The sequence below is a fragment of the Vibrio rubrogenes genome (genome assembly GCF_059641415.1).
Window position 1 is genome coordinate 1 of the sequence record NZ_JCARSY010000058.1, and the last position, 11557, is coordinate 11557.

General features: G+C 41.8%; 13 protein-coding genes. 9 read left to right on the forward strand and 4 right to left on the reverse strand.

Annotation, left to right across the window (positions count from 1 at the left end; translation table 11 throughout):
* Positions 1–211 precede the first annotated feature (211 nt).
* The 6 genes from AC55NX_RS19820 (at position 212) to rplI (ending at position 2579) form a co-directional block, all read left to right on the forward strand.
* The gene (locus AC55NX_RS19820) at positions 212–400 is read left to right on the forward strand and encodes a (2Fe-2S)-binding protein (protein WP_496997302.1); all 189 of its coding nucleotides are present in this window, start codon (positions 212–214) and stop codon (positions 398–400) included.
* Between the two features lie 89 nt (positions 401–489).
* Positions 490–966, forward strand: a complete 477-nt coding sequence (gene bfr, locus AC55NX_RS19825; protein WP_077336752.1) for a bacterioferritin — start codon at positions 490–492, stop codon at positions 964–966.
* A 195-nt stretch (positions 967–1161) separates the two neighbouring features.
* The gene (gene rpsF / locus AC55NX_RS19830; protein WP_496997303.1) at positions 1162–1542 is read left to right on the forward strand and encodes a 30S ribosomal protein S6; all 381 of its coding nucleotides are present in this window, start codon (positions 1162–1164) and stop codon (positions 1540–1542) included.
* 8 nt (positions 1543–1550) lie between these two features.
* A complete protein-coding gene (gene priB, locus AC55NX_RS19835) occupies positions 1551–1853 on the forward strand; it encodes a primosomal replication protein N (protein ID WP_074374473.1) in 303 nt (100 codons plus the stop codon).
* 15 nt (positions 1854–1868) lie between these two features.
* Complete coding sequence (rpsR, locus tag AC55NX_RS19840) at positions 1869–2096, forward strand: 30S ribosomal protein S18 (protein ID WP_000090471.1); 228 nt, start codon at positions 1869–1871, stop codon at positions 2094–2096.
* A gap of 33 nt (positions 2097–2129) precedes the next feature.
* On the forward strand, positions 2130–2579 hold the full coding sequence (gene rplI / locus AC55NX_RS19845; RefSeq protein WP_077336750.1) for a 50S ribosomal protein L9: 450 nt from the start codon (positions 2130–2132) through the stop codon (positions 2577–2579).
* 86 nt (positions 2580–2665) lie between these two features.
* Here rplI and AC55NX_RS19850 read toward each other — a convergent pair whose 3' ends face one another.
* Positions 2666–3421, reverse strand: a complete 756-nt coding sequence (locus AC55NX_RS19850) for a DUF481 domain-containing protein (protein WP_496997304.1) — start codon at positions 3419–3421, stop codon at positions 2666–2668.
* Between the two features lie 154 nt (positions 3422–3575).
* Here AC55NX_RS19850 and AC55NX_RS19855 point away from each other — a divergent pair, with 154 nt between their 5' ends.
* Positions 3576–4988 carry a replicative DNA helicase gene (locus AC55NX_RS19855; protein ID WP_496997305.1) on the forward strand — a complete coding sequence of 471 codons (1413 nt, stop codon included), beginning with the start codon at positions 3576–3578 and terminating at the stop codon, positions 4986–4988.
* Between the two features lie 43 nt (positions 4989–5031).
* Here the strand turns inward: AC55NX_RS19855 and AC55NX_RS19860 are convergent, their stop codons facing one another.
* A complete protein-coding gene (locus AC55NX_RS19860; RefSeq protein ID WP_496997306.1) occupies positions 5032–5451 on the reverse strand; it encodes a secondary thiamine-phosphate synthase enzyme YjbQ in 420 nt (139 codons plus the stop codon).
* Positions 5452–5761: 310 nt separating this feature from the next.
* Here AC55NX_RS19860 and pgi point away from each other — a divergent pair, with 310 nt between their 5' ends.
* On the forward strand, positions 5762–7411 hold the full coding sequence (gene pgi / locus AC55NX_RS19865; RefSeq protein WP_496997307.1) for a glucose-6-phosphate isomerase: 1650 nt from the start codon (positions 5762–5764) through the stop codon (positions 7409–7411).
* An 87-nt stretch (positions 7412–7498) separates the two neighbouring features.
* On the opposite strand, the gene AC55NX_RS19870 is transcribed toward pgi, so the two are convergent.
* Entirely contained in the window at positions 7499–7960 is a 462-nt protein-coding gene (locus AC55NX_RS19870; protein ID WP_038186035.1) for a chemotaxis protein CheX, read from the reverse strand.
* Positions 7950–8432, reverse strand: coding sequence for a zinc uptake transcriptional repressor Zur (gene zur / locus AC55NX_RS19875; RefSeq protein ID WP_496997308.1), 483 nt, complete (start codon positions 8430–8432; stop codon positions 7950–7952). The genes AC55NX_RS19870 and zur overlap by 11 nt, the downstream gene beginning before the upstream one ends.
* Positions 8433–10068: 1636 nt before the next feature.
* Here zur and AC55NX_RS19880 point away from each other — a divergent pair.
* A partial coding sequence (locus AC55NX_RS19880) for a condensation domain-containing protein (protein WP_496997309.1) occupies positions 10069–11557 on the forward strand: 1489 nt, incomplete at its 3' end.

The window sequence follows — 11557 nt, forward strand, 5'->3', positions numbered from 1 at the left end:
GAATTTGCGCTAACACGAGTTAAAAAAAGGAAGCCATTGGCTTCCTTTTTTGTTTTTGTCTGTCCCAAGCTTGTAGCTATATCCAAACCTCTGCCTAAGTCTGTGAGCATTGTGATACACATGGTGGCATGCAACGAAAAGTTAATTATGGAAATAATAACAATTATCGTTTATATTTGTATTATGTTTTGTCATGTTGTGTTGTACCTTTATGATTGTTTGTCTCTGTCATTCCGTTTCGGATAAAAAGCTGCGTCAGCTCATTCTTGAAGATGGCATCAGTGATATGAAAGGAATTCGGCGCTGTACAGCATTAGGGAGTCAATGTGGAAAGTGTGTCCGTCAGGCAAAGGAGATCTTGAATGAAACGGTTGCATCTCAGTATAAACAAGTAAGTTAGTTAAAACTAATTATCTGTTTTTACAGATTAAAATTTGACACTTCTCTGTTGGGTTCTAAAGTTAATAGAGCCAAAGAGGAGGTTTTGTCATGAAAGGCGATCCAATAATTATTCAACATCTGAACAAAATTCTGGCCAATGAGCTAATTGCAATCAACCAGTATTTCTTACATGCACGAATGTATAAAGATTGGGGACTCAAACAGCTGGCGGACAAAGAGTATCATGAATCAATTGATGAGATGAAACATGCTGATCATTTGATTGAGCGGATACTGTTTTTAGAAGGACTCCCGAACTTGCAGGACTTGGGAAAACTTCTGATTGGTGAAGATACCAAAGAAATGCTCGAATGTGATCTCAAATTAGAGATGGCTGCCATCCCTGATTTGAAAGAGGCAATTGCTTATGCTGAAGATATTCGTGATTATGTTTCCAGGGACCTATTTCTCGACATCTTAGAAGATGAAGAGGAGCATGTAGATTGGCTTGAAACCCAGCTTGGTTTGATTGAAATGACAGGGTTAGAGAACTATCTTCAAGCTCAATTTGTTGATGAAGATTAGTGTGATGGATACAAAGGACGGACAAGATGTTCGTCCTTTATTTTATGGTGCCTCCAAGTCATATTTCTCTTGCTAATACCGCTTCCTTTCTGTACTATTCGACCTCTTAAATTCCTGGTCACTTATTTACCGTTCCTTGCTTCCTCTGGACGACCGGGCCAAACGTGGAAGCTGAATAATCCGTAAGGAGCAAACATGCGTCATTACGAAATCGTATTCATGGTGCACCCAGATCAAAGCGAGCAAGTTGCTGGCATGATCGAGCGTTACACTGGTTCTATCACTGAAGCTGGCGGTACTATTCACCGTCTGGAAGATTGGGGACGTCGTCAACTTGCATACCCAATTAACAAACTGCATAAAGCTCACTATGTTCTGATGAATGTAGAAGCTGAGCAGTCAGTTGTTGATGAACTGGAAACTGCTTTCCGTTTTAACGATGCAGTTCTGCGTAACATGATTATGCGTACTAAGTCTGCTGTGACTGAACCATCAATCATGCTGAAAGCTCGTGAAGAGCGTTCTAAGCGTGAAGAAGTGAAATCAGAAGAAAACAGTGCAGACGTTGCTGAGTAATTGATTCTATGACCAATCGGATGGAACTTAGCGGTACGATTGTCAAGCATCCCATTCGAAGCCAGAGTCCGTCAGGTATCGAACATTGTCGTTTTTGGTTAGAACATCGTTCGGTTGCTGTTGAAGCGGATTTACCCAGACAGGTTTATTGTCGAATGCCCGTCGTGGTTAGTGGTCAGCGATCACAGTCTTTCACTCACAACTTAGTACAGGGCAGCAGCATCAAGGTAAGTGGTTTCGTGACTTATCAGACTGACCGAAATGGTGTCGGTAAATTGGTGCTTCATGCTCAAGAGATTACTCAAATTTAGATCAGGAGATAGCCCATGGCTCGTTTCTTCCGTCGTCGTAAATTCTGTCGTTTTACTGCAGAAGGCGTCCAAGAGATTGATTACAAAGATGTAGCAACTCTTAAAAACTATATTACTGAAGCTGGTAAAATTGTACCAAGCCGTATCACTGGTACTAGCGCTAAATATCAGCGTCAGCTAGCTCGTGCTATTAAGCGTGCTCGCTACCTAGCTCTATTGCCATACACTGACAAACATCAGTAATCGGCACCGTTTATTAAGAAAGAGGATTAAACAATGCAAGTTATTCTACTTGATAAAATCGGTAACCTAGGTGGTCTTGGTGATACAGTCAACGTGAAATCTGGTTATGCTCGTAACTTTCTTATCCCTCAAGGTAAAGCAGTTATGGCAACTAAAGCAAACGTTGAGATGTTTGAGCACCGTCGTGCCGAATTAGAAGCTCAAGTTGCTGAGCAACTGGCTGCTGCACAATCTCGCGCTGACAAAGTAAACGCTCTGGAAGCGGTTGTGATTGCATCAAAAGCTGGCGAAGAAGGTAAACTGTTCGGTTCTATCGGTACTCGCGATATTGCTGATGCAGTGACTGCTGCTGGTGTTCAAGTGAGCAAAAGTGAAGTTCGTCTTCCTGAAGGTGCTCTACGCAACGTTGGTGAGTATGACATCAGCATCCAACTTCATTCTGAAGTGTTTGCAGAAGTTAAACTACAGGTTGTTGCTGAATAATTTCCCAGCCGATCCAGTATTGAAAACACCAGCTTAGGCTGGTGTTTTTTTATGTTTTCAATAACGGGATAACACTGCTTTAGCGTTCAGAAATGGTAGACAACATTGATTGATGTTGCACTATCTGCTTTTTTGAGGCCATTAGGAACGCGTGAGTGATATGAACGAGAGTAATCCAGCTTTAAAGCAAGGTTCTGGGTGATATCATTGGTCAGATTGATATTGGTGGTCATCAGTGTGTTACTATCCCCGGAGACAACGGTGATATCGCTGCCCAGCGTCACTGTTTTTGTCAGACTCCAATCGACTCTGGCATTTCCCCGTGCAATGGGTTCTCTCACTGTTTCAGGAAAAATTAGATCATCATCGTCGAGCTCATCGAGATTAGGTTTTTGATATCGATAACCCGGACCCACTTCAAGCTCGATGGTTAGCACATCGGTATGTGTTAATTGATAACCGTAACCTGCCGAGAATGTATAGTCCTTAAAATAGGCGCTATATTTGGAATCAATCCCATTGAAACTACCATACACATAGCCTTTCGGACTGACTTTGTAGTCGGACTGTAGCGTGTAAGTTGATTTTCTCTTGTATTCACCGCCATATTTATCCAGTCGGTAAAATTCCCATTTGCCAGTCGTTCGATGTCTTCCTTCTATGTATTCAGCCAATATATTTACATTGAGCGATTCTGTATTCGTATTACCGGTATGCCTTTGGTAACCGAGCTCGACCTGACCCTGAAGCGGAGAAGGCATGTCTTGCTCTGTTGATTCTTCTTCTGCATGAACTGCACCGATAATACAAAGACTGAAGGGCATCAGCCAACACCTAAACACACGAGACCTCTAAAGACTGACTATTAAGCTGAAGACAATACTAGAGTGAATTGCCCAGTCAATAGTCAGTTCTGGGTTAATTCTGCATGAGATAATTACAAATACGATATTCTCGTTATAATGGGCACACTTTGTCGTGGTATTGAGAAAAGTCATGGTTAATTCCAAGTTTGAAAACAGAAATCGTAAGCAAACTGACGCACAAGTTGAAGGCATTAAAATGCCTCCCCATTCGCTAGAAGCGGAGCAATCCGTTCTGGGAGGATTACTGCTGGATAATGAGCGGTGGGACACTGTGGCCGAACGAGTGGTGACCAGTGATTTTTTCAGTCGTCCACATCGTTTGATTTTCGATGGGATTAAATCGATTCTGGAAGGTGGGAAACCTCTCGATCTGATTACACTCTCCGAATATCTTGAACAACGAGAACAACTGGATGATGTCGGTGGATTTGCCTATCTGACCGATCTTGCTAAAAACACACCAAGTGCCGCGAATATCAATGCATACGCTGATATTGTTGCTGAACGAGCTTTAGTGCGTAATCTGATTGGTGTCGCCAATGAGATCGCTGATGCCGGTTATGATCCGCAAGGGCGCAGTTCAGAAGACCTGTTGGACTTTGCTGAAAGTAAAGTCTTTGCAATTGCTGAGTCCCGAACCAATGAAAATGAAGGACCACAAAATGTCGATTCGATTCTGGAGAAAACGTTGGAGAGAATCGAAATTTTGTACAAAAGTCCTCAGGATGGTGTCACCGGGGTTAATACCGGCTTTACTGATTTAAATAAGAAAACTGCAGGATTACAGCCTTCAGATTTAATCATTGTCGCTGCGCGTCCATCGATGGGGAAAACAACCTTCGCGATGAACTTATGTGAAAATGCTGCAATGGAGCAAGATAAACCGGTACTGATATTTTCTCTGGAGATGCCTTCCGAGCAGATCATGATGCGGATGTTGGCATCTTTATCTCGTGTCGATCAGACTAAAATCCGAACCGGTAATCTGGATGATGAGGATTGGGCCAGAATTTCTTCTACCATGGGGATTCTTATGGAAAAGAAGAATATGTTTATCGATGACAGTTCAGGTCTGACTCCCACGGAACTTCGTTCTCGGGCGCGCCGGGTTGCCCGGGAGCACGGTGGGTTATCACTCATCATGGTGGACTACCTGCAATTGATGCGGGTTCCGGCAATGTCCGATAACCGGACACTGGAAATTGCAGAAATATCGCGCTCTCTGAAAGCGCTGGCGAAAGAGTTAAATGTTCCGGTGGTCGCGCTTTCCCAGTTAAACCGTTCTCTGGAACAACGGGCGGACAAACGGCCGGTCAACTCGGATCTGCGGGAATCAGGCTCTATCGAGCAGGATGCGGACTTAATTATGTTTATCTACCGTGATGAAGTCTATCATCCGGATAGTGCCATGAAAGGGACCGCTGAAATTATTCTCGGTAAGCAGCGGAATGGTCCGATCGGGTCGGTGCGCTTAACCTTCCAAGGTCAATACTCCCGCTTTGATAATTACGCAGGGCCTGCATTTGATTTTGATGATGAGTGATGATTTCACTCATCAACTGATTACCCGCATAAAAAAGCAGTGGTTATTCACCTGAAATTGTTGCCACGACCTTTCGTTGTCCGCCATGATTTCTATGCTCTCCCAGATAGATTCCCTGCCAGGTTCCCATTGCCAGTTCTCCTTGAGTAATCGGGATCGTCAGACTTGCCCCGAGGGTGGACGATTTTATATGAGCTGGCATATCGTCATCACCTTCATAGGTATGCCGATAGTATGGTGCTCTTTCCGGAATGCTGCGATTAAAGTGGGCCTCCATATCGTCCCGAACCGTCGGATCTGCATTTTCATTAATACTTAAACTGGCAGATGTATGCTGAATAAACAAATGGAGCAGCCCGACGGAAACAGACTGAATCTGAGGGAGTTGTTTGACAACTTCGTCTGTAATCAGGTGAAATCCGCGTGGTTTCTCCTGAAGATAGATGATGGTTTGTGACCACATTGTAAGCACCTATTAGAACGATTGTTAATTTCACTCGTGTCTGTATAGTGGAGTGTTTCTAGTTACCGTACAATCAGTTTTTAGACCAATGGAAATAAAAATTGACTCGTTGGATTTGAGCTAAAACATAATTTCGCTCTGAAAATTAAGTATAATCAGCGAATCGGATACAAATCGAAATATAGCTGTGACCTTGTTAGGTGTATTGGTACGCATGCTGCAATTGGTTTGTTTTTTTGTCTTTGGAATTCTGTAACGATCACTCATGTTGCTCGGCAGAATAGGACCTATTAAATTCGGGATAGATACCATGCTAAAAAATATCAACCCAACAGAAACACCGGCTTGGAAAGCACTGTCTGCTCATTTTGAATCGATGAAAGGTGTTGACTTAAAAACACTTTTCAGCCAAGACAGTCAGCGCTTTGAAACGTTCTCTCTACGTTTTGGCGATGATATTCTGGTCGATTATTCTAAAAACCTCATCAATGAAGAGACTCTGAAACTCTTATTGGCGCTGGCAGAAGAAACTGACCTGAAAAGCGCAATTGAAGCGATGTTCAGTGGTGAAAAAATTAACCGGACGGAAGATCGGTCTGTTTTGCATGTCGCGTTGCGGAATCGTTCTAATACACCGATTTATTCAGATGGTGAAGACGTGATGCCAGCGGTGAATGCTGTGCTGGAGAAAATGAAGCTCTTCTCTGAACGGATTATTTCCGGTGAGTGGAAAGGATATACCGGCAAAGCGATCACTGATGTTGTGAACATCGGTATCGGTGGTTCTGATTTAGGGCCATATATGGTTACCGAAGCACTCAAGCCGTATAAAAATCACCTTAATATGCACTTTGTTTCTAATGTGGATGGAACACATATTGCAGAAGTGCTCAAGCAGGTTAATCCGGAAACAACGTTATTTCTCGTCGCGTCCAAAACATTTACCACGCAGGAAACAATGACCAATGCGCACACCGCTCGCGATTGGTTTCTTGCTGAAGCAAAAGATGAATCGCAAGTCGCAAAACATTTTGCAGCACTTTCAACCAATGCTGAAGCAGTTTCTGCCTTTGGTATTGATACCGACAACATGTTTGAATTCTGGAACTGGGTTGGTGGCCGTTATTCTTTATGGTCTGCAATCGGCCTGTCAATCATCTTGGGGATCGGTTTTGATAACTTTGTTGAGTTGCTCTCCGGCGCCCATGAGGTCGATCAGGCATTTGTTGAAACACCATTTGAGCAAAATATTCCGGTATTGTTGGCTCTGATCGGTATTTGGTACAACAACTTCTATGGTGCGGAGTCAGAAGCGATCCTTCCTTATGATCAATATATGCACCGTTTTGCGGCTTATTTCCAGCAAGGAAATATGGAATCGAATGGTAAATATGTTGACCGTAATGGTCTGCCTGTTGATTACCAAACCGGGCCGATTATCTGGGGTGAACCGGGTACCAATGGTCAACATGCCTTCTATCAGCTGATTCACCAAGGCACAAAAATGATTCCTTGTGACTTTATTGCACCTGCGATTTCACATAATCCGACATCGGATCATCATCCGAAACTGTTGTCTAACTTCTTTGCACAGACAGAAGCTTTAGCGTTTGGTAAAACCAAAGAACAAGTGGAAGCTGAGTTTATTGCTGCTGGTAAAACAGCAGAGGAAGTTGCTGAACTCGTCCCGTTTAAAGTGTTTGAAGGAAACCGTCCGACCAACTCAATTCTGGTGAAGCAAATCACACCGCGGGTGCTTGGTCAGTTGATCGCGATCTATGAACATAAGATCTTCACACAGGGCGCAATCTGGAACATCTTCACTTTCGATCAGTGGGGCGTCGAGTTGGGTAAACAGTTGGCAAATGCAATTTTGCCTGAGCTGGAAAGTGATGAGCCGGTGACATCTCATGACAGTTCAACCAACGGCCTGATTAATGCGTATAAAGCACTACGTTAAGACTAAATATTTAGCGTGACGCAAAAACAAACAGGGGATGGCAATGCCATCTCCTGTTTTTTATATCAATACAAACCGAAAAGCGACTTACTCGAAGCAGATCTCGATAAATGCATTTCCCCATGTTGAGGTGAAAGGCATGATAATGATCGCACCTTCGCACTTGTGGCGAATTGTATGACCACGGCCAGACACGACAACTGGTGTTGCCATATTGAAATCAAAGCCACTTTCAGCAAGTATTCTTTTGGCTCCGCCGGTCACCATATTGGTGATTTCACCCACCATATCGGTCACTTCTTCATTCAAGCCGTTCGGGCGTTCGCCCAACATGTTTTGCATGATTTCCAATGCAAGGCTCTCATCGAAAGTAATCGACATCGACCCTCGGGTTTGATCTCCGACCATACCGATCAGACCTGAAATATCACCTCGGGCAATTTCATCTTTTTTGACTCTTGGTTTTTGAGGTTTCAATTCAAGTGAAGCCATTGTTTTTAAAACGTTCATCAGAGACGCTAAAAACGGATTTACAAACTCAGCGCGCATAATCTTCTACTGTTTCTCTCTTTGTTTCTGAGGAGCACGTTTGGCAAATACCATGAGATTCAATGACATGATTTGTAATCTTAAATCCGTGCTTCTCTGCATTATGTTCCAGTGATGAGACCAAAGTCTCATCCTGAAGTTCGGTCACATCACTACATTGTTTGCAGATTAAAAGATGTGAAAAGTGTTTATGAGCATTACAAGAGCAACATGAAATGTAGCTGTTTGTTGACTCTACACGGTGGATGAAGCCTTGCCCCATCAGAAAATCAAGTGCCCGATAAACGGTCGGTGGTTTTGCCTGCGGTTCGCTTTGCTGTAGCGCTTCAAGCAGTTCATAGGCACTGGATGCTTTCCTACTGGAACAGATAAGCTCAAAGACCCGTTTGCGTTGAGAAGTCAACCTGACACCTCTTGCTGCGCATATCTCTTCTATCTGTTTTGTTAAATTGTGGTCCAAATTCATCACCATAACCACTGGAGTCTTTTAATAATATACTATTTCAACGGTAATATCGTTCAACTTTTCCAATATTTCCTTAGTGTAACAGCAATCATCCTGTCAGTAGAGCCACATTCTTTTGGATGTTTCACTCATCCTCCCAGCTGAAAGGAAATGCAGCGACCTAACTCAGCCCTTTATACCGTATATCTCGGTCAATAGTCTTGTCCGTGATCCAATTTATTTTAAAATTATGTTGTCGTTTTGACCCCTTCGGGAGCGTCAGTCTACCGACTTTGTGATTGGTGTCTCTTTATTGAGACTCATGCGTGTTGTGATGTCTGACTGAGGGGGGAATCGATATTAGAGGGCGATTTGAGTTTTATATTACTCAAATGCGAATATTCACTATGATCTGCTTATCGGTAGAACAAGAACATGGCGTGTAAGAGAAGTTCAAAGCGGATAGATTTTAAGGCCTTTTATTAAAGGAACAAATTTTTATTTTCAGATTATCCTATTTAATGATGTTATTTGAATAGAGTGAAATTAATAATACCTATTTGTATCAGTGTGCTAGTTTTATATGTATCTTTTATGAATTTTTTAAGAAATAGCATATAAAATAAATTTCATTCAATTGCTTTATTTGAGTTTTTACACTAATTTTCTTGACAATATAGATATGTATTAGAAATTTATCGACTGAGTAAACCTCTGTTCCTTGTCTATTTAATGTTATTTTTATCATTACTGGTTTTTATCTTATGTCGTGAGTGGAAGTGTACTTAAATAGGGTGTAACCAGACTGTCTGATGGTTTTCTATTTAGACGGTTGTGCTTGCTATGAAATGCATGCAAATTTGCTAATTATTCTTGAAGGTGATCAAGTTTTTTAAAAATAGTCTTTGTTTAGGTTGAGAATTATAAAATGTAAGATATAGCGGTAATTGAGACTGAACCAGTTAATATGTTGATTTTTGTTCTAAAATGGATTTTTATTCTAAAAATATTTAAATTTTTTTGATTAAACTCTTATTTTTGCTTTGGTTCGACCATTAAGCGAAGTATGATTCTTCTGTATCTATCCGTTAACCGTATTGAGGGTGTATTTGTATCTATATGTTTTTTAATGATTATTTTATTTTTTACGTAAGAAATACCCCGTAAGTGTGATTTGCGTTCAGCTAAATTTTTTTTGAATTTTATTATATAAAGATATCACTATTTATTTACGGGTTGTTTGAATTTTGAGCAGAATATCCAAAGGATTGAATGTTTTTTTGATATTTTTGTCATTATATGATAATGATTATAATTGATTTTTGTACTTATAATTTTGTTATTTTCCTTTGTTTCATAATGTTGCTGTAATTTTTAATATGTCTATATAGTGTCAAGATAATATAACTTGATTGTAAGAGAACGAATGAGGTAATTTGGTTTATAGATGTCAACTATCAGGTTAAGTTCATTTTAAATATAAAAATCCAAGGGTAAAAATACAAATAATAATACATTTGTCATTAATTGATTGTCATTTTTGATTACGTCATATCATAGCATATATGAGGTTTCAGTGTCTGATATTACACATGTCAGGTGCTCTTTATGTTATGCGTAAAATACAAATAATAAAAAAATAACAAATGAAGGTTGGTGCTATATGAATACGAATATTCGCGAAGCAAGTAAGCAAAGTTCTCTTCTCCACGCTCAGTCAAATGTGTCTTCTCCTTTACCACTCTCGACGCCACAGAAAGGAATCTGGTTCGCCCAACATATTGTCAATCATGTCGGTCCCCGAGTCTTCAAAGTGGCTGGCTATCTTGATCTGCCGGGGAACGTTGACCCTGCAATGATGGAAACGGCGGTCAGACAAGGTGTCACAGAAGCTGAGACATTTCATACCCAAGCGGGTTACCACGAAGAGACATTACAGCAAACGGTTGAGTGTTTTTTTGATTGGGAATTGCCGTTTATTGACTTGTCTCAGGAAGCGGACGCAGATGCTTTAGCGATGGCATGGATGGAAAAACGACTTGATCATCCTGTCTCGGCCGGAGAAAGAACGGTCTTGTTTGATTTTGCTTTGTTAAAAGTCCACGCCGAACAATATTATCTCTACTGTAGCGCTGACCATATTACCACTGACGGATATGGCTTCATGATGGTTATCGCGCGTTTTGCTGAAATATATTCAGCATTACATGCCGGTCAGACGATTCCGGAGAGTCAGTTATTAGGGGTAGAGGCCTTACTTGAGGCTGAAAACACTTATCGCGACTCAACGGGTTTTGTACGTGACCGTGAGTACTGGCTGAATTATATGGCACAGATACAAGCGTATCAGCCGGTTTCTCTGGCTGGGCAAAGTGCTGCGTGTTCTCAAGTGCTTAGTGAACGGCATCAGCTTCCTCTTGATGTTTATGAGCGCTTGTTGGGATTAGCCGAGCGTTACAAAACAACTCTCGCAACACTCATTACAGCACTTACTTCGGTTTATTTACATTTGATGACCGGAGAATCATCGATGATGCTCGGTTTTACACACCGAGGACGGATGGGGCGGACGCTACGCCGAACCACAGGCATCGCAGTAAATATTTTGCCGCTAGGTATTCATATTAATGCGGATATGACATTTGATGAGCTGTTAGAGCAGGTCGCTCTGCATGTTGGTAAAACATCACGACACTCTCGCTATTATAGTGATGACCTGCGACAAGAATCGAAGCTCACCACCGAGAAAGAATGCTGGTATAGCACCGTACTTAATTTTGTCCCTTCTGAATATGAACTGTTTTTTGGCGATGTATCTGCAACGGTGGTCAATACCGCAATTGGCCCGGTTGACGATTTGTCGTTTACATTTTATGACCGTGGATCGCAGCAGGGATTAACGCTTTATCTCAATGCCAACCATGACCTGTATGGAAGAGATGAAATCCAGCGCCATTTGATGCGTTTGGAATCTTTCCTGACCGAATGTGTCTCTCCCCAATCTGACGTGACTTATCCGGGGCGCTTCAGTGTTCTGTCTAATGAAGAGCGTCATTTAGTGCTCGACTCTTTTAACCAGACCGCCATGCCATATCCTGAGCAAGCGTGTCTGCACCAGTTATTCGAAAAGCAGGCTGCGCAGACCCCTGATA

What these genes read in the sequence shown, in the direction of transcription:
- AC55NX_RS19820 (WP_496997302.1), top strand. Translation starts at nt 212, where the DNA reads ATGATTGTTTGTCTCTGTCATTCCGTTTCGGATAAAAAGCTGCGTCAG.
- bfr (WP_077336752.1), top strand. Translation starts at nt 490, where the DNA reads ATGAAAGGCGATCCAATAATTATTCAACATCTGAACAAAATTCTGGCC.
- rpsF (WP_496997303.1), top strand. Translation starts at nt 1,162, where the DNA reads ATGCGTCATTACGAAATCGTATTCATGGTGCACCCAGATCAAAGCGAG.
- priB (WP_074374473.1), top strand. Translation starts at nt 1,551, where the DNA reads ATGACCAATCGGATGGAACTTAGCGGTACGATTGTCAAGCATCCCATT.
- rpsR (WP_000090471.1), top strand. Translation starts at nt 1,869, where the DNA reads ATGGCTCGTTTCTTCCGTCGTCGTAAATTCTGTCGTTTTACTGCAGAA.
- rplI (WP_077336750.1), top strand. Translation starts at nt 2,130, where the DNA reads ATGCAAGTTATTCTACTTGATAAAATCGGTAACCTAGGTGGTCTTGGT.
- AC55NX_RS19855 (WP_496997305.1), top strand. Translation starts at nt 3,576, where the DNA reads ATGGTTAATTCCAAGTTTGAAAACAGAAATCGTAAGCAAACTGACGCA.
- AC55NX_RS19860 (WP_496997306.1), bottom strand. Translation starts at nt 5,451, where the DNA reads ATGTGGTCACAAACCATCATCTATCTTCAGGAGAAACCACGCGGATTT.
- pgi (WP_496997307.1), top strand. Translation starts at nt 5,762, where the DNA reads ATGCTAAAAAATATCAACCCAACAGAAACACCGGCTTGGAAAGCACTG.
- AC55NX_RS19870 (WP_038186035.1), bottom strand. Translation starts at nt 7,960, where the DNA reads ATGCGCGCTGAGTTTGTAAATCCGTTTTTAGCGTCTCTGATGAACGTT.
- zur (WP_496997308.1), bottom strand. Translation starts at nt 8,432, where the DNA reads ATGGTGATGAATTTGGACCACAATTTAACAAAACAGATAGAAGAGATA.